This is a genomic window from Sporosarcina sp. BI001-red (assembly GCF_003384035.1).
Taxonomy (GTDB): Bacteria; Bacillota; Bacilli; order Bacillales_A; family Planococcaceae; genus Sporosarcina.
Map to the genome: position 1 here is coordinate 113,487 of NZ_QQAK01000017.1, position 18,719 is coordinate 132,205.

At 43.3% G+C, this 18,719-nt stretch carries 19 protein-coding genes and 1 riboswitch; all 19 genes read left to right on the forward strand.

Translation table 11 applies throughout. The features are described from left to right. Positions 1-5 precede the first annotated feature (5 nt). The 19 genes from DVB69_RS17040 to DVB69_RS17130 all read left to right on the forward strand — a co-directional run bounded on the left by DVB69_RS17040 (position 6) and on the right by DVB69_RS17130 (position 18,690). Entirely contained in the window at positions 6-1,793 is a 1,788-nt protein-coding gene (locus tag DVB69_RS17040; RefSeq protein WP_116020302.1) for an acyl-CoA dehydrogenase family protein, read from the forward strand. 88 nt (positions 1,794-1,881) lie between these two features. After that, positions 1,882-2,241, forward strand: coding sequence for an arsenate reductase family protein (locus DVB69_RS17045; RefSeq protein ID WP_116020303.1), 360 nt, complete (start codon positions 1,882-1,884; stop codon positions 2,239-2,241). A gap of 77 nt (positions 2,242-2,318) precedes the next feature. Then, entirely contained in the window at positions 2,319-2,702 is a 384-nt protein-coding gene (gene gcvH / locus DVB69_RS17050) for a glycine cleavage system protein GcvH (RefSeq protein ID WP_039043418.1), read from the forward strand. Positions 2,703-2,769: 67 nt separating this feature from the next. After that, the gene (locus DVB69_RS17055) at positions 2,770-3,069 is read left to right on the forward strand and encodes a thioredoxin family protein (protein WP_116020304.1); all 300 of its coding nucleotides are present in this window, start codon (positions 2,770-2,772) and stop codon (positions 3,067-3,069) included. 50 nt (positions 3,070-3,119) lie between these two features. Next, a riboswitch (SAM riboswitch) is annotated at positions 3,120-3,225 on the forward strand. 368 nt (positions 3,226-3,593) lie between these two features. Beyond that, positions 3,594-4,616, forward strand: a complete 1,023-nt coding sequence (locus tag DVB69_RS17060) for a methionine ABC transporter ATP-binding protein (RefSeq protein WP_116020305.1) — start codon at positions 3,594-3,596, stop codon at positions 4,614-4,616. Continuing rightward, entirely contained in the window at positions 4,613-5,281 is a 669-nt protein-coding gene (locus DVB69_RS17065; RefSeq protein ID WP_116020306.1) for a methionine ABC transporter permease, read from the forward strand. The genes DVB69_RS17060 and DVB69_RS17065 overlap by 4 nt, the downstream gene beginning before the upstream one ends. Positions 5,282-5,527: 246 nt before the next feature. Beyond that, positions 5,528-6,370, forward strand: a complete 843-nt coding sequence (locus DVB69_RS17070; RefSeq protein WP_116020307.1) for a MetQ/NlpA family ABC transporter substrate-binding protein — start codon at positions 5,528-5,530, stop codon at positions 6,368-6,370. A 139-nt stretch (positions 6,371-6,509) separates the two neighbouring features. Continuing rightward, on the forward strand, positions 6,510-7,703 hold the full coding sequence (locus DVB69_RS17075; protein ID WP_116020308.1) for a dicarboxylate/amino acid:cation symporter: 1,194 nt from the start codon (positions 6,510-6,512) through the stop codon (positions 7,701-7,703). 336 nt (positions 7,704-8,039) lie between these two features. Continuing rightward, complete coding sequence (gene sufC / locus DVB69_RS17080; protein ID WP_116020309.1) at positions 8,040-8,819, forward strand: Fe-S cluster assembly ATPase SufC; 780 nt, start codon at positions 8,040-8,042, stop codon at positions 8,817-8,819. Between the two features lie 18 nt (positions 8,820-8,837). After that, entirely contained in the window at positions 8,838-10,145 is a 1,308-nt protein-coding gene (sufD, locus tag DVB69_RS17085; RefSeq protein ID WP_116020310.1) for a Fe-S cluster assembly protein SufD, read from the forward strand. Continuing rightward, complete coding sequence (locus DVB69_RS17090; protein ID WP_116020311.1) at positions 10,145-11,365, forward strand: cysteine desulfurase; 1,221 nt, start codon at positions 10,145-10,147, stop codon at positions 11,363-11,365. Before sufD ends, DVB69_RS17090 begins: the two co-directional genes overlap by 1 nt. Beyond that, positions 11,365-11,802 carry a Fe-S cluster assembly sulfur transfer protein SufU gene (gene sufU, locus DVB69_RS17095; RefSeq protein WP_116020312.1) on the forward strand — a complete coding sequence of 146 codons (438 nt, stop codon included), beginning with the start codon at positions 11,365-11,367 and terminating at the stop codon, positions 11,800-11,802. Before DVB69_RS17090 ends, sufU begins: the two co-directional genes overlap by 1 nt. 22 nt (positions 11,803-11,824) lie before the next feature. Further along, complete coding sequence (sufB, locus tag DVB69_RS17100) at positions 11,825-13,222, forward strand: Fe-S cluster assembly protein SufB (protein ID WP_116020313.1); 1,398 nt, start codon at positions 11,825-11,827, stop codon at positions 13,220-13,222. A gap of 277 nt (positions 13,223-13,499) precedes the next feature. Further along, on the forward strand, positions 13,500-15,101 hold the full coding sequence (locus DVB69_RS17105) for an ABC transporter substrate-binding protein (protein ID WP_116020377.1): 1,602 nt from the start codon (positions 13,500-13,502) through the stop codon (positions 15,099-15,101). A 12-nt stretch (positions 15,102-15,113) separates the two neighbouring features. After that, positions 15,114-16,106 (forward strand): ABC transporter permease, encoded by a 993-nt coding sequence (locus DVB69_RS17110; protein ID WP_370453001.1) that lies wholly within the window; start codon positions 15,114-15,116, stop codon positions 16,104-16,106. Continuing rightward, positions 16,106-16,978, forward strand: a complete 873-nt coding sequence (locus DVB69_RS17115) for an ABC transporter permease (RefSeq protein WP_116020314.1) — start codon at positions 16,106-16,108, stop codon at positions 16,976-16,978. Before DVB69_RS17110 ends, DVB69_RS17115 begins: the two co-directional genes overlap by 1 nt. Next, positions 16,947-17,729, forward strand: coding sequence for an ATP-binding cassette domain-containing protein (locus DVB69_RS17120; protein ID WP_116020315.1), 783 nt, complete (start codon positions 16,947-16,949; stop codon positions 17,727-17,729). The genes DVB69_RS17115 and DVB69_RS17120 overlap by 32 nt, the downstream gene beginning before the upstream one ends. Positions 17,730-17,753: 24 nt before the next feature. Then, positions 17,754-18,365, forward strand: a complete 612-nt coding sequence (locus tag DVB69_RS17125) for an ATP-binding cassette domain-containing protein (protein ID WP_116020316.1) — start codon at positions 17,754-17,756, stop codon at positions 18,363-18,365. A gap of 109 nt (positions 18,366-18,474) precedes the next feature. Continuing rightward, complete coding sequence (locus tag DVB69_RS17130; RefSeq protein ID WP_116020317.1) at positions 18,475-18,690, forward strand: hypothetical protein; 216 nt, start codon at positions 18,475-18,477, stop codon at positions 18,688-18,690. Positions 18,691-18,719: the final 29 nt, after the last annotated feature.

Genomic DNA, 18,719 nt, shown 5'->3' on the forward strand with positions numbered 1-18,719 from the left:
TAGAAATGACTGAGACAACGACAAATGAGCTAATTAAAGGTGGAGCGTTTCTAACTGAAGACATTACACCGGACCGCGTGTTCACTCCCGAAGACTTTTCTGACGAGCAAAAGATGATCGCGAAAACTGCGGAAGACTACGTGAAAAACGAAGTCCTTCCAGTTGTGGATAAGTTGGAGAACCACGAGTTCGAGCACTCTGTACGCCTTCTGAAATCTGCTGGGGACCTCGGACTTCTAGGTGCGGACGTTCCTGAAGAATATGACGGACTTGGGTTGGATAAAATCTCATCTGCATTGATTTCAGAAAAACTTGCAGTTGCAGGTGGATTCTCCATCACGCACGGTGCGCACGTTGGAATCGGTACACTTCCAATCGTTTTGTTCGGTAACGAGGAGCAAAAGAAGAAGTACCTACCGAACTCTGTAGCAGGTGACAAAATTTCTGCATACGCGTTAACTGAGCCGGGTTCAGGTTCAGATGCTCTTGGAGCGAAAACGACAGCTAAAATGAATGCAGCGGGCACTCACTACGTATTGAATGGCGAAAAGCAGTGGATCACGAACGCTGGATTTGCTGATGTATTCGTTGTTTATGCAAAAATCGATGGCGATAAGTTCTCTGCATTCATCGTAGAACGCGAATTCCCTGGCGTTTCTGTTGGAGCGGAAGAGAAAAAGATGGGGATCAAGTCTTCGTCTACACGTACACTGATCTTGTCTGACGCTGAAGTTCCAGTAGAGAACTTGCTTGGTGAAGTTGGCCGTGGTCACATTATCGCTTTCAACATTTTAAACATTGGTCGATACAAGCTTGGAGTCGGTACAGTAGGTGGATCGAAACGTGCGCTTGAACTTGCAATCTCGTATTCAAACGAGCGTAAGCAGTTCAATACACCGATTTCTTCGTTCAACTTGACGAAAGAAAAGATTGCAACGATGGCATCGCAGCTATATGCGACGGAAAGCTTGATTTACCGCACTGTCGGGTACTTCGAGCAACGTCAAAGCCAGATGACTGCTGAACAGCAAAAAGACGGAAAAGCGATTGCAGCAGCAATTGCCGAATACGCAATTGAATGTTCTATCAACAAAGTTGTCGGTTCTGAGACGTTGGACTATATCGTTGACGAAGCAGTTCAATTGCACGGTGGATATGGCTTCATGGCTGAATACGAAGTAGAGCGCGCATACCGCGATTCTCGTATCAACCGAATCTTCGAAGGAACAAACGAAATCAACCGCTTGATCGTACCAGGTACATTCATGAAGAAAGCATTGAAAGGCGAGTTGCCGTTGTTGCAACAAGCTCAAGCTCTTCAAGAAGAATTACTTATGATGATGCCTGAAGAAATTGGGGACGCACCACTTGACCAAGAAAAAGTTATCGTGAAAAACGCGAAGAAAATCGGTTTGCTCGCTGCTGGATTAGCTGCACAACGCTATGGTACGAAACTTGAACAGGAGCAAGAAGTTCTTGTCAACATTGCGGACATTGCGAACAATATCTTTGCAATGGAGTCTGCGCTTCTTCGTACTGAAAAAGCAGTGGCGAAAAACGGAGCGGAAAAAGAGCAACAAAAGATTCTTTACACAGAAATCTTCTGTCAAGAAGCATTTGCTGCAATCGAACGTGATGCGAAAGAAACACTTTACGCAGCAGTGGATGGAGACAACCAGCGTATGATGGTTTCTGCATTGCGTAAATTGACTCGCTCAAACCCATATAATGTGATTGCGAAGAAACGTGAAGCATCTGTTAAGTTGATCGATGCTGCGAAGTATGTTGTTTAATTCATAACTTTTGTACACTCTCATCCAGACTGCAATTTAAGTAGTCTGGATGTTTTTGTGGTAAAATGGAACCAATGAGGTGATTGAATTGGGACTGCACTATTATGGCTATCCGACATGTACAACGTGTAAAAAGGCTGAAAAGTGGCTAAAAGAAAGTAACATTCCATATGAAGCAACGAACATTGCTGAACAGCCACCGAGTGAACAAGCATTGAAAGAAATGATTACTAGTTCTGAATTGCCGTTGAAGAAGTTCTTTAACACGAGTGGCATGAAATATCGTGAACTTGGGTTAAAGGACAAACTTGCTACTATGAGTGAGGATGAGCAAATCCAATTGCTAGCGTCTGACGGCATGCTCATTAAGCGTCCACTTGTGACAGATGGCAAAACCACCACTGTCGGGTTCAATGAGCAGACTTTTGCAGACACTTGGAAGGCTTAACTTCATTTCTTGTCTTTCAAAGGTACCTGTGGCAAAATAGAAATAGATATAACAATTACTAGTTGGAGGGGAATAGAATGAGCACACCACAAGGTTTGAAGTATTCTGAAGAACACGAATGGGTTAAAGAAGAAGACGGTAAATACCGAATTGGTATTACACACTTTGCACAATCTGAGCTTGGTGATATCGTGTTCGTTGAATTGCCATCTGTTGGCGACGAATTGAAATCAGACGAGCCATTCGGTAGCGTTGAATCTGTAAAAACGGTTTCAGAACTATATGCACCAATCAGCGGTAAAGTCGTTGAAGTGAACGAAGATTTAGAGGACAGCCCTGAGCTTGTCAACGAATCTCCTTACGAGGGTGCTTGGATGGTTGTTGTGGAAGCAACTAAACCAGCTGAACTGGACGAGCTTATGACTCCTGAAGACTACGACAAAATGACTGTCGGAGAATAATACCAAAAGACGCCGACTATCTGGCGTCTTTTATATTTTCTATTGAAATAGAGTGCAGGTGAACCTTATGGATGAGTGGACTTATAGTGAATGGAAAGATGCGGCTGAACATAAAGAACTTGCGGCTTTCTATTTGTACACCCCGTTATGCGGTACGTGTGCTGTCGCAAGTAAAATATTAAATGTCGTTACTGAGTTGAAGCCAACTGTGCCAATTGGAAAAGCAAATTTGAACTATGTGGAAGAACTCGTGACAGAATACCAGGTTGAAAGCGTTCCGTGCCTGCTCATTACTCGAAAAGGGCATCCCGCTGAGAAGGTCTATGCCTTTCAATCGGTTCAAAATATTCTCGAAAAGCTTAGTTGACAGCCATAATTCGCTATGGTATAACTAATAGCAACCAATTGAATAACTGACTCTTATACAGAGAGGTGGAGGGGAGAACCCTGTGAAGCCCGGCAACCGTCAATTTACTTGAAATGGTGCCAAGTCACACAAAGCGCATGCTTTGAAAGATGAGAGATCGGATGAACGCCATGAATTTTTAAGCGTACGCCTTTCTGTGAATCTACAGAAAGGCGTTTTTATTTTTATTATATATGTTGAAGTGAAAATCTTCATTGGTTCAGACATTTTAGTTGTTTGGATCGCAAGGCGGCGACTCCGGAGGGATTAGCGAAGCGTTAGGAGCAAGGTGTGGATGCCTTAATTTCTGCAAAGAGCTCAGAAATACGGCAAATCGAACTCTTCGTTGTTCGATTGGCTGAGATCGAGCTCCTCGGAAAGCGTCCGCCTGGAGAGGAAAACAACGGCAAGTGGTCGGATTGTTTAATTCAACTTATATAGCAATTAGTATTGGACAGAATGATAAGCAGTGAGGTGGGTGTCGAATGATTCAATTATCAAATGTCAACAAACGATTTGGGACTTCAAGCACTGCGATTACTGCAGTTGACGGAGTAAACCTGACGATTCAAGAAGGAAAGATATATGGCATTATCGGGTATAGTGGCGCCGGAAAAAGTACACTAATTCGATTGCTCAATGGATTGGAACAACCGACAGAAGGATTTGTCGAAGTAAACGGAAGAAAGATTTCGTCCATTGGGGGAAGAGAACTTCGCCAGGCACGTCAAAAAATCAGTATGATCTTCCAACACTTCAACTTACTTTGGTCTCGTACCGTAAAAGAAAATATCACATTCCCATTAGAAATTGCAGGGGTTAAAAAGGCTGATCGGGAGCGAAAAGCATCTGAGTTAATAGAGCTCGTCGGGTTAGCAGGTCGTGAAAATGCGTATCCATCTCAATTATCAGGCGGCCAGAAGCAGCGTGTCGGGATTGCCCGAGCACTTGCAAACGACCCTGAAGTGCTCTTGTGTGATGAAGCGACCTCGGCACTGGATCCAGAAACGACGGATGCAATTCTAGACTTGTTAACAAGCATTAACGAACGCCTTGGATTAACGATTGTCCTCATCACGCACGAAATGCATGTCATCCGAAAAATCTGTCATGAAGTTGCAGTAATGGAAGCTGGACGCGTTGTAGAAACCGGAGACGTACTGCAACTTTTCCAGTCACCAAAAGAACCGATTACAAAGCGGTTCGTCTCACAAGTGACGGAACCGGAAGACGCGAAAAAAGTGATGTCGCTCATGCGTCAGGACTACCCGGACGGAATACTCGTCAAGTTGGCGTTTGTTGGGGAACGTACAGAACAACCTGTACTTGCTAGTTTAATAAGAGAGTATCCAATCGATGTCAGCATTCTTCAAGGTAACATTTCGCAAACTCGGGGCGGTGCATACGGGACAATGATTTTACAACTAACAGGGGACCCGGAAGCAACAGCAAAAGCAATTCAATATTTACATGAACAAGGTGTCCAATCGGAGGTGTATGAGAAATGATTGAAACATATCTCCCGAACGTAGACTGGACAAAAATGTGGGATGCTACAGTAGAAACTCTCTATATGACGGCAGTCTCTACCATATTTACATTCGTTATCGGGCTCGCACTAGGAATTCTTCTTTTCCTAACCGCTCCTGGCCATATATGGGCAAATAAGCTCGTTAATTTGCTAACGGGTTCAATCGTTAACATTTTCAGATCGATTCCTTTCATTATATTGATCATCCTTCTTATACCGTTTACCAAGTTTTTAATCGGAACCATTAGGGGTCCTGAAGCTGCCATGCCGGCGCTAATCATAGGAGCCGCTCCATTTTATGGACGGATGGTGCTAATCGCGCTTAGCGAAATTGACAAAGGTGTGCTAGAGGCCGCACGCTCAATGGGGGCGAAAACCTCAACAATCATTTTCAAAGTATTATTACCTGAGTCAATGCCCGCTTTAATCTCCGGCATTACTGTTACAGCAATCGCACTTGTTGGTTACACAGCAATGGCAGGAATTATAGGGGCTGGAGGACTTGGAACACTCGCATTCCTTGACGGATTCCAACGAAACCGTGAAGACGTCACACTCGTTTCAACCGTCTTAATTCTAGTCGTCGTGTTCATCCTACAATTCGCAGGAGACTTCGCCGTTAAAAGATTAGACAAACGATAACCCAGGGAAAAACAGGCATGCCTGTCTACTATATAATGACTATTCTATAAAGGGTTTCTATCATAATAGCCCGTTGATTGAAGCAGAAGGCGGAGACTCCGAAGGGATCAGCGAAGATTGAAGACCCCACAGTGAGCAGAGCGAGCGAGGAGGCTGAAATCAAGCCCCTCGGAAAGCTTCCGCCTGGCGCGTAAATCAACACCGTGAATGATCGTAGTCAAAAAAAAGAAAAGGGAAGTGGAATGGATGAAAAAGTTTTTAACTGGAATTTTACTAGCAGTACTTGTATTAGCACTTGCAGCATGTGGATCGAAAGACGACAAAAACGGAAATGCAAGTGGTTCTGATGAAGACCTAAAAGTCATCAAAGTCGGTGCTTCCAACGTTCCTCACGCAGAAATTTTGGAAGAAGCAAAGCCTTTATTAAAAGAAAAAGGCTATGACTTGGAGATCGAACCGTATCAGGATTACGTATTGCCGAACCAAGATCTTGATTCAGGAGACTTGGATGCAAACTACTTCCAACACATCCCTTACATGGAAACGCAAATTGCGGACCACGGATATGACTTCACAAACGCAGGTAGCATTCATATCGAGCCGATCGGTGTCTATTCAAAGAAATACAAATCACTAGAAGAACTTCCGGATGGCGCGACAATTCTAATTAGTAACTCCGTTGCTGACCATGGACGTGTTCTTGCAATGCTTGAAGAAAAAGGTCTCATCAAGCTAAAAGACGGTGTGGACAAAACCAAAGCTGAAGTGAAAGACATTGTGGATAACCCAAAAAACATTAAGTTCGATGCGAACTACGAAGCAGCACTTCTTCCACAAATGTATAATAGTGATGAAGGTGACGCAGTTCTTATCAACTCGAACTATGCAATTGATGCAGGTATCAACCCAATGGAAGATTCCATTGCACTTGAAGAATCTGATTCTCCATACGTGAACATCATCGCAGTGAATACTGGCGACGAAGACAAACCAGCGATTAAAGCACTTGTTGAAGTTCTTACATCAAAAGAAATTCAAGACTTCATTCTCGATAAGTGGAAAGGATCCGTTGTACCTGTTACTAAATAATAGAAGAAACCTCTCATTTATTTCATATTGAGAGGTTTTTTGATGGGAAAAGTTCAAGAAAGTAACATACATTTGTAAAATGTTTTCATGTATGATGGAAACAGTTTTACTTATTCAATGCACGAAAGGGGTTTGGAACATGAAATTTAAATTAGGATTGATTTGGCGGATTGTCATTGCTATTGCTCTAGCAGTAGGGCTTGGTTATTTGACACCTATGATAGGTGAAGGATTCGCAAAAGGATTCACACGATTCTTCGCGACATTTAACATGATCTTTGGAGGGTTCCTGAATTTTGTAGTTCCATTAATTATTTTGGCTTTCATCGCACCTGGAATTGCAAAACTGGGTAAAGGTTCTGGGAAATTGCTTGGACTTGCGACGCTATTCGCGTATGCGTCAACAATCATCGCAGGGCTTCTTGCATACTTTGCAGCAACCAACTTATTACCAGGATATATAAATGGACTCGGTAGTACTTCACTTGAAGCAACTCACAAAGCTGCGAAATCGTTCTTCGACCTAGAAATGACACCTCTTATGGGGGTGATGACCGCATTAATTCTAGCATTCGTATTAGGAATTGGAATGGCTGCAATTGGTAGCAAAACGATGCTGCACATGTTTGAAGAATTAAATACGATTATCGAAAAAGTGATTACAGGCATTATTATTCCGCTCTTACCAATTCATATTTTCGGGATTTTCTTGAATATGACCTATACTGGCGAAGTGGCAAAAGTCCTTTCTATCTTCATTTTTGTTTTTGTTATGATCATTGTGCTTCATTTAATCATGCTGACAATTCAATACACAGTTGCGGGAGCTGTCTCCCAGCGAAATCCGTTCCGTCTTATGAAGACTATGGCACCCGCTTATTTCACGGCGATAGGAACACAATCCTCAGCGGCAACGATTCCAGTAACATTGCGTCAAGCAAAGCAAACGGGTGCGTCTGCTCGGGTGACAGACTTTACGATTCCATTGTTTGCAACGATCCACTTGTCTGGAAGCACGATAACACTCGTTTCGTGTTCAATCGGTGTCATGCTCATGAATGATTCGCCGATTAGCTTTGTTGCTTACCTCGGCTTCATCTTCATGCTAGGTATTACAATGATCGCTGCACCTGGAGTACCGGGTGGAGCAGTTGTCGCTGCGACAGGACTTCTGTCTTCAATGTTAGGGTTCGACGAATCTATGGTTGCCCTCATGATTGCCCTATACATGGCGCAAGATAGCTTCGGTACTGCAACGAACGTTACAGGCGATGGAGCGCTAGCGATTGTCGTTGACAGCTTCTCAAAAGACGGTACATCTGCCAAACTATAGAACGGATTGTCATAAGAAACAGCGCGCCTATCTCCTAATCTAGTGGAGGATGGTGCGCTGTTTGTTTCTATAAGAGATGAACGCGTAGTTGAGAAATATATTATATAAGAGCGGGAATCTTAAAAAATAGGTTGTGAACAGCTCGTGATAAATTCTCATTCACAAAACGGCAATTGAAAATGGAAATAGGTTGCAATATCAAGAATATAGAAGGTTTCTTTTATAATTTATAATCATTCTTAATGATTTGCATGTACTACGTATATAGGATAAGATTAGAATGATGATAAATAGAAGATGATAAAAGCTCATCTTAAGCATACTGGAGGTATTGGAATGGCTACTTTGGAAATCAAAGATCTTCATGTTTCAATCGAAGACAAAGAAATACTTAAAGGTGTCAATTTAACGATCAACACAAATGAAATCCATGCAATTATGGGACCGAACGGAACAGGTAAATCCACGCTCGCGTCTGCAATCATGGGTCATCCAAAATACGAAGTAACATCAGGATCCGTTCTTCTAGATGGAGAAGAAGTTCTTGAAATGGAAGTGGACGAACGTGCGAAAGCCGGTTTGTTCCTAGGCATGCAATATCCAAGTGAAATCACTGGCGTAACAAACGCTGATTTCCTTCGCTCAGGCATCAACGCTCGTCGTGAAGAAGGTGATGAAATTTCTTTAATGAAATTCATCCGCGAATTGGATAGTAAAATGGAAATGCTTGAAATGGACGAAGATATGGCAACTCGCTACTTGAACGAAGGATTCTCGGGTGGAGAGAAAAAGCGTAACGAAATTCTGCAACTTATGATGTTGAAGCCAAAGTTCGCAATTCTAGATGAAATCGACTCCGGTCTTGACATCGATGCATTGCGTATTGTTTCTAAAGGCATTAACGAAATGCGCGGTGAGGACTTCGGCTGCCTGATCATCACTCACTATCAGCGCCTCTTGAACTACATCACACCTGATCACGTGCACGTCATGATGCAAGGTCGAGTTGTGAAATCCGGTGGAGAAGAGCTTGCTCGTAAATTAGAAGAGCACGGTTACGACTGGATTAAAGAAGAGCTGGGAATCGAAGAAGAGTCGGTTGAACAAGAAGCGTAAGAGGGAGGACGATTGAAAATGACGGTTGAAACTAAATTGGCATTGACCGGAGAAGACGTCCGCTCTTATTCCGCAACTACGGGAGAAGCGAGCTGGTTAACCGATCTCCGCTTGGATGCACTGGGTAAAGTAGACTCACTTCCAATGCCGAAGCCAGATAAAACAAAGATTGATAAATGGAATTTCACTGAGTTTCCTGTACATGCTGTTGAAAGCGCAGTATATGAGAATCTTAGCCAACTTCCAGACGATGCGAAATCACTTGTAGACGCAGAAAACCAGAAAAATATTTATGTACAACATAACAACACACCTGCTTATTTATCACTATCTGATGAATTAAAAGAGCAGGGCGTTATTTTGACAGATATCTTCACGGCATCTCGTGAACATAGTGACCTCGTAAAGAAATACTTCATGACAGATGGCGTGAAAGTGGACGAGCACCGTCTTACAGCTTTCCACGCAGCACTCATGAACGGTGGCGTATTCTTATATGTACCGAAAAATGTAGAAGTGAAACAACCAATTCAAGTATTGTTCTTGCATGACGATGCACAAGCATCCCTTTTCAACCACGTCATTGTGGTTGCTGAAGCGAATAGTGCTGTCACATACGTTGAGAACTATCTATCTACAGTCCCTCACGCTGAAGGACTTGCAAATATCATTTCAGAAGTATTCACAGGCGATAACGCGGTCGTCACTTATGGCGCAGTGGATGTACTTGCTGAAGGGTTTACAACATATGTAAACCGCCGTGGTATTGCAGGCCGGGATAGCCGCATCGATTGGGCGCTTGGCTTGATGAACGATAGCGATACGATTTCAGACAACTTGACACACCTAGTTGGTAACGGCTCACGCTGTGACATGAAATCTGTTGTTGTTGGACGCGGAACACAAAAACAAAACTTCACTTCTGAAATTGTTCATTGGGGACTTGATACTGAAGGCCATATTTTGAAGCATGGCGTTATGAAAGATGCGTCTTCATCCATCTTTAACGGTATTGGTAGAATTGAAAAAGGTGCAACACGTTCAAATGCGGAGCAAGAGTCAAGAGTTCTTATGCTTAGCGAAAAAGCTCGTGGAGATGCCAACCCAATCTTACTAATAGATGAAGACGATGTAACTGCAGGACACGCCGCTTCTGTAGGACGTGTAGATCCGCTCCAGTTGTTCTACTTGATGAGTCGCGGAATTTCGAAGCAGGAAGCAGAACGCCTCGTCATCCATGGTTTCCTTGAGCCGGTTGTTAGTAAATTGCCGATCGAAGGCGTCAAGAAACAGTTGACGGAGGTCATTGAAAGGAAAGTGCGCTAATGCTGAACAAAGACATTCGCAACGATTTTCCAATACTCGACCAAGAAGTAAATGGTTATCCTCTTGTATACCTTGACAGTGCGGCGACTTCTCAGAAGCCGCGTCAAGTGATTGAGGCGCTATCCAACTACTATCAAAACGATAATGCAAACGTTCACCGAGGTGTCCACACACTTGGTAACAGAGCAACAGAAGGGTATGAAGGCGCACGGGAGACTGTGCGTAAGTTCTTGAATGCTTCATCGACAGAAGAAATCGTCTTCACCCGTGGAACGACTACTGCTTTGAATCTGATTGCTCAAAGCTACGGCCGTGCAAACATCGGCGAAGGCGATGAAATTCTTATCACATATATGGAGCATCACTCGAATATCATTCCTTGGCAGCAACTAGCGAAAGCGACTGGAGCTGTCTTGAAATACATCGATCTTGAAGAAGATGGCACGTTATCACTTGAAAAAGTGAGCGATGCGATGACAGATCGCACGAAGATTGTTTCGATTATGTATGTGTCGAACGTTTTAGGAACGATGAATCCAATTAAAGAAATCACAGAAATTGCTCATGCGCACAATGCGATCATGGTGGTGGATGCAGCTCAAGCGGCTCCTCACTTAAAGCTGGATGTCCAAGACTTGGACTGTGATTTCCTCGCGTTTTCAGGACATAAGCTATGCGGTCCAACAGGCATTGGTGCGCTCTACGGTAAAAAAGCGTTGCTGAATGAAATGGAGCCTGTTGAATTCGGCGGTGAGATGATCGACTTCGTTGGACTATATGATTCGTCATGGAAGGAACTGCCTTGGAAATTTGAAGGTGGAACACCAATCATTGCAGGTGCAATCGGAATGGCTGCTGCCATCGATTATATTGAATCCATTGGACTAGATAATATCGAGAAGCATGAGCACGAACTTGTCGCATATGCAATGGAACAAATGAAGACTGTTGAAGGTCTCGAAATTTATGGCCCACGGGATTCAAGCAAGCGTGCAGGGATTGTTACGTTCAATCTTGATGGAGTTCATCCTCACGATTTAGCAACCGTGTTAGATATGAATGGTGTAGCTGTTCGTGCCGGACACCATTGTTGCCAGCCTCTTATGAAATGGTTGGATGTATCTGCAACAGCACGTGCCAGCTTCTATCTCTACAACACGAAAGAAGATGTGGACCGTCTTGTTGAAGGCCTTCGCATGGCAAAGGAGTATTTTCAATAATGGGAAACGAAAAACTAGATCAGCTGTATCGCTCGGTTATTATGGATCATTATAAAACTCCTCGTAATAAAGGAGTTCTTGAAAGCAGCAACGTTACAATCGATATGAATAACCCTACTTGTGGCGATGTGATCCACTTAACACTTCAAGTAGAAAACGACATCGTTAAAGATGCTAAGTTTGAAGGGGAAGGATGTTCGATTTCTATGGCATCCGCTTCTATGATGACGCAACTTATTAAAGGCAAGAATACCGAAGATGCAGTGAATGCAGCTCACGCCTTTTCAGATATGATGTTGGGAAAAGATATTGATGATTCTATGGATTTTGGTGATATTGAAGCGTTGACAGGGGTCGCTAAATTCCCTGCGCGCATTAAGTGTGCAACTCTGCCATGGAAAGCGATGGAAAAAGGAATCGCGAGCGATTCCGAATAATTGAACGAGGGAGGACTATCAAATGGCTAAAAAAATGCCTGAAATTGGCGATTACAAATACGGTTTCCATGACAAAGACGTATCCGTATTCCGTTCTGCACGTGGATTGACGAAAGAAATTGTCGAAGAAATCTCACGTATGAAAGAAGAACCGGAATGGATGTTGAACTACCGCCTGAAGTCATTGGAATTGTTCTACAGCAAGCCAATGCCACAATGGGGCGGAGACTTGAATTCGTTGAATTTCGATGAAATTACGTATTACGTAAAACCATCTGAAGCAACAGAAACTTCATGGGATGAAGTACCAGAAGAAATCAAGCGTACGTTTGACAAACTAGGTATTCCTGAAGCGGAACAAAAATACCTTGCAGGTGTTTCTGCGCAGTATGAATCTGAAGTGGTTTACCACAACATGAAAAAAGAACTGACTGACCTGGGAATTGTCTTCAAAGATACAGACTCGGCACTTCGTGAAAACGAAGACCTATTCAAGAAGTACTTTGGGACAATTATTCCGAACTCTGACAATAAGTTCTCAGCTCTTAACTCAGCAGTATGGTCGGGTGGATCATTCATCTACGTACCACCTGGTGTTAAAGTGGAAACTCCGCTACAAGCGTATTTCCGTATTAACTCAGAGAACATGGGACAATTCGAGCGTACGCTCATCATCGTAGACGAAGGCGCAAGCGTTCACTACGTAGAAGGCTGTACAGCTCCTGTCTATACAACAAACTCACTCCACAGTGCAGTAGTTGAAATTATCATCAAGAAAGATGCATATTGCCGTTACACAACAATCCAAAACTGGGCGAACAACGTATACAACCTAGTTACGAAGCGTGCAGTATGTGATGCGAACGCAACGATGGAATGGATCGATGGCAACATCGGTTCTAAACTTACAATGAAATACCCTGCAGTCATCCTCAAAGGTGAAGGTTCGCGTGGAATGACATTGTCCATTGCAATCGCAGGTAAAGGGCAACACCAAGATGCTGGTGCGAAAATGATGCACTTGGCTCCGAATACGTCTTCAACAATTGTGTCGAAGTCCATTTCGCAACATGGTGGTAAAGTAACGTACCGCGGAATCGTTCACTTCGGACGTAAAGCGGAAGGCGCACGCTCTAACATCGAATGTGATACGCTCATCATGGATGACAAATCGACATCAGATACGATTCCATACAACGAAATCCTAAACGACAACATTTCACTTGAGCACGAAGCAAAAGTTTCTAAAGTCTCTGAAGAGCAGCTCTTCTACTTGATGAGCCGTGGTATTTCAGAACAAGAAGCGACTGAAATGATCGTTATGGGCTTCATCGAACCATTCACAAAAGAACTTCCAATGGAATATGCCGTAGAAATGAACCGTCTCATTAAGTTCGAGATGGAAGGTTCTATCGGTTAATTAATACAGCCGCGTATACTTGTTCACACAAGTGTACGCGGCTTTTTTGTTTCCGGTCATCCCCGTATTCCCTGATGGTTATATAGAATGATTCACGTAGCTCTATATGTAAGGCGTAAAGATAGAAAAAATAAGGGAAGACATCATTTTGTTCATTATTGAACGAAATGGTGTCTTTTTCATTGGACGGGCATTCATATAATGTAGCGAAGCGTAATATAAATAGGTTGAACTACTATTATGGAAAGCTAAAGGAGTGTCTGCAGTGAAAGGGAAAATGATACCACTATTCATACTTTGTCTGCTAGTCGTCGTGCTATCGGCTTGCGGGGGTAAAAAGGTAACAGTTGTTAAAGAAGAAAACAAAGCAGATAAACAAACACGCAAGGATGAGTTGGTACTTGCGATCGGAAGTGAACCGGAAGATGGTTTTGATCCGATTACTGGATGGGGACGTTATGGTTCACCGCTATTCCAAAGTACATTGTTAACTTATGATCAAGAGTTTCAACTGGTCGGTGATTTGGCGACAGACTACGCTTTAAGCGATGATGGTTTGGAATGGCAAGTCGAGCTTAGGGAAGACGTCAAATTTTCAGATGGTGAAAAGCTACAGGCGAAAGATGTCGTATTCACTTTTACAGAAGCAAAGAACAGTGACTCGGTCATTGACTTGGGCAATTTAGAAAATGTGATTGCTTCCGATGATCATACAGTCGTTTTTACATTGAAGCAGCCAGATTCCACATTCACTACTCACTTAGCTAGCATAGGAATCGTACCGCAACACGCCTATAGTGAAAACTATCATGAAAAACCTATAGGGTCTGGCCCTTATCAATTGGTTGAATGGAATCGCGGTCAGCAGTTGATAGTGGAGAAAAATCCTCATTATTACGGAAATGACTCGTTTTTTAAACGACTGACATTCCTTTTCACAGAAATGGATGCTGGGTATGCTGCTGCACAAGCAGGACAAGTAGACATCGCTACCGTTCAACCACGTCTGGCTCATAAAAAAATAGATGGCATGAAGTTAGTCGAATTGGAAAGTGTGGACAATCGTGGGATTTCATTTCCTTATTTGCCTTCGGGTCAAGTAAATGAAAATGGAGATCCAATTGGAAATGACGTTACGTCAGATCCCATCATACGAAAAGCAATCAATATTGCGGTGGACCGTGAAGAGCTAGTTGACAATGTGCTAGAGGGGTATGGTACACCAGCATATTCAGTATCAGATCAGCTACCTTGGTGGAATCCAGATACAGCCTTGGAAGACGGCAATCTGGAAGAAGCAGCTAAGATGCTGGAACAAGCTGGATGGAAGATGAATTCGAAAGGTGTACGTGAAAAGGATGGCATTCCAGCGAGCTTTACATTGCTGTATGCGACTGGTGATGAACAGCGGCAATCATTGGCGATGGCGTTTGCCAGTATGATGGAACCGCTTGGTATCAAAGTTGAAACGTCAGGTAAAAGTTGGAATGATTTAGAAAAACTTATGTATTCTGAGCCAGTATTATTCGGGTGGGGAAGCCATACACCTCTTGAAATGTATAACCTATATAGTACAAGTACTAGGGGGGAAGGTTTCAATAATCCAACCTATTATTCAAATGAAAAAGTGGATGAATATATGGAGAAAGCAATCCATGCAAGTTCACCAGAAGAAGCCAATGACTATTGGAAAAAGGCTCAATGGGATGGAGAAACAGGTTTTTCAGTAGAAGGGGATGCACCGTGGGCTTGGTTGGTGAATGTAAAGCATTTGTATGTCGTTCGTGAAGATTTAGAGATTGGTAAGCAAAAGATTCAGCCTCATGGTCATGGATGGCCGATGACAGACTTCATACAGAACTGGCGGTTAATCGAGTAAGGGGACTGATGGATGATGCGGGCTATGAAGTTATTTGAGGTGTTACTGCGGAAGTGTGTGCGGCTTGTTTTGTTACTAATAGGTGTAAGTCTGTTGTCCTTTATGCTCGTGAAAAGTTCTCCGATTGATCCTGTTAGAGCTTATATAGGAGCTGATATGATGACAGTCAGTCCCGAGCAGCTGGAGAGGATTTCTTCTTATTGGGGACTGGATCGAAATCCGCTAGAGCAATTTGTCCATTGGATGAAGGCAGTATTTCACGGAGATTTAGGTACCTCTATGATTTACCGGACTCCTGTCGCGGATCTGATAGCGGAACGACTTGGAGCTACCCTTTTACTGACGGGCGGTGCATGGATATTATCAGGAATATTGGGCTTCATGCTTGGAGTGTTTTCTGGTCTGAATACTGGAACATTTGTTGATAAGGGGATTCGCTTATATTGCTACGTGTTAGCGTCTTCTCCGGGATTTTGGGTTGGTTTACTGTTTCTGATGTTTTTTGCAGTGCACCTGGGCTGGTTTCCAGTTGGACTAGGGACGCCCGCCGGTTTGCTTGCTGGGGAAGTAACGTGGATGGATCGTCTACATCATGTGATTCTACCAATTGCAACGCTTAGTATTCTAGGTGTTGCTAATGTTGCATTGCATACTAGAGAAAAAGTCATCGAAATCTATCAACAACCATTTATCCAATTTGCCAAAGGAAAAGGAATGAAGGGTTTAAGATTGTTCCGACTTCATGGTTTCCGCAGCGTTCTCCTGCCGGCAGTTTCGATGCATTTTGCTTCTTTTGGTGAAATATTTGGAGGTGCCATTGTGGCGGAGCAAGTATTTTCCTATCCTGGAATGGGCAAAGCACTAGTGGAAGCAGGATTGGGCGGAGATGTGCCGTTGCTTTTAGGGATGGTCCTTGCAAGTGCGCTGTTTGTATTTGTTGGCAACCTATTAGCGGATGTTTTATATATTGCTGTTGACCCCCGATTGAGAAAGGGGGCAATCTAATGCAAGCAGGAAATGAAACCAATTCACAAAAAGTGAAGCGCAGACGTAGCAATCGCTGGTTCTTCTGGTTGCCGTTAAGTATGCTCTTAGCTCTGCTTGCATTTGGTGCTTTTTCCAATGGGCAAGTGGTGGTGAACTTACAGTTGAGAAATGAGCCTCCCAGTCTGACACATATTTTTGGAACCGATTGGCTAGGGAGGGATTTGTTTTTTCGAACGATGTCCGGATTGACAAGAAGTCTCACTATCGGTTTATTTGCTGCCCTATTCAGTACGCTGTTAGCTGTAACATTCGGCATTCTGTCCTGGTGGCACATTAGAATAGATACAGTCATTGTGTGGGTGGCAGATCTATTATTGAGCCTACCTCACTTAGTTATGCTTCTGCTTCTGTCATTCGCCATGGGCGGTGGTTTAAAAGGGCTGATTATCGGCTTAACATTGACACATTGGCCAAAACTTTATCGCTTATTACGCAGTGAAATTCTTCAGATCAATGAAGAACCTTTCATCCATGTATCTAAACAACTAGGTAAAACGAAAGCATGGATTGCCGGGAATCATATAGTGATTCTTTTGTTGCCGCAAATCGTCGTAGGGTTCGTATTAATGTTTCCTCACGCGATTTTGCATGAAGCGGCGATCACCTTTCTAGGGTTTGGATTGCCCCCGGAACAACCTGCAATTGGCAGTATTCTATCAGAAGCGATGGGATTTTTAACTGCAGGTATTTGGTGGATGGCAGTATTCCCCGGTTTAATATTACTGGCTACCGTGCTTTCGGTTGATTGGTATGGAAGATTACTAGGGGAACAGCTGAAAGTGAAAGGGGGGCAACATCATGACAGGGAAACCAAATCCTCCTCTTTTTGAGGCACAGTCGTTATCGGTTGGATTTGAAGGATCGGTTGGTAACCGTCAAGTCATGATTCATGGTATAGACTTCTCGATTCGTTCAGGAGAAATCGTGGCCATAATTGGGGAAAGTGGATCGGGAAAGAGCTTGTTGGCACAGGCTTTTATTGGGCTATTGCCTTCAAATGGATATTGGGGTGGTCGTATGCTGTTCAAAGGGAGAAAAATTCAATCTGCTGAGCAACAACGACTTCGCGGCAAAAGTATCTTCCTACTTCCACAATCGGTGGAAGCATTGGATCCGTTTATGAAGGTAGGAAAACAGATCCAATCTGTTTTGAAAAAAGGAAATAAGATGCAGGTCACTTTGGAGTTATTGGATAAGGTCGGACTGCCCCGAAAAACCTACTCACTTCATCCATTTGAATTATCAGGAGGAATGGCAAGAAAAGTGTTAGGGGCAATGGCGCTGGCAATTGAAGCAGATTTGGTGATTGCTGATGAACCGACGCCAGGACTGGATGAAGAATCCCTTCACACCGTGGTCAGTCTTTTGAAACAGTTGTCTGTAGAAGGAAAAGGGATTGTACTGATCACGCATGATATCAGGATGGCGGTGCAAATTGCCGACCGAATTGCAGTCTGTAAAGCGGGTAGGATTGTGGAAGTTGCGGATGTTAAATATTTTTCCGGTAGGGGAGATAGACTGCGACACCCTTATACTAAAGCATTATGGAGAGCTCTACCTGAAAATTCATTCTCCCTATAAGGGGGGAGAAAGTTAGGTGTAATCATGCTCCAAGCGAAGAAAATTGGTTATCGTAATTCTGGGAAGTGGTTGTTTCGCAATTTGGACTTGCAACTTCCCCCGGGAGAAGTAGTCGGATTGTCTGGAAAAAGCGGTTCGGGCAAGACGACAATGGCCAAAGTTCTGTCGGGTTATATTCAACCGGCAGAGGGCTTGATTGAATTAGGTGGGGAAAGCATCGTGAAAACAGTTACGAAAGTAGCGCATCCTATTCAACTAATTTGGCAGCATCCAGAGCAAACGATTAATCCAACATGGAAGTTGTCCAAGTTACTCGAAGAGGCCGGGGCGTCAGACGACTATCTGATGGAACAATTACAAATTGAATCGCAATGGCTTTCCCGATATCCCCATGAATTATCGGCAGGACAGCTGCAACGCTTCTGTTTGTTACGTGCGTTACTAACGAACCCATCCTATCTATTAGCGGATGAAGCAACTGCCATGTTGGATACTGTGACACAACTAAAACTGTGGAAATTACTATTGAAATTGGCGGAAGAGCGAGGAATTGGTATTTTGGCGATTAGCCATGACTCTTATTTGCTAGATCGCATCAGTACACGCAGGCTCGATTTTTCAAAGTTGGCTGATTGAACTTTTCCATTCACGCGTGCCATTTATTTTCATAAAAAATGGTTACGATCTTTACCATATACACATACTGTTCAACGTAAAGTGAAAACTATGGGAAGGGGGTCATTGCGTGTTTGATGATTTTAAAATAATTGAGCCGCTTTTTGAAGATCAAGTGCACGAGCTTAATCAATTTAGTCTCGTAATAGAAGGCGAAGAGTACACGGGAATCCTAGAGAGCGGGGAAATTACTTGGTATCATCCACAGCCTCAACAGGCATTGCTGGATCGACATGTCAAAGAGGTAGAAGAGAAAGTACATGAAATTACAAAGAAACAATTATAATGAATTGTTAAAAAGACTCGCTCCGAAAT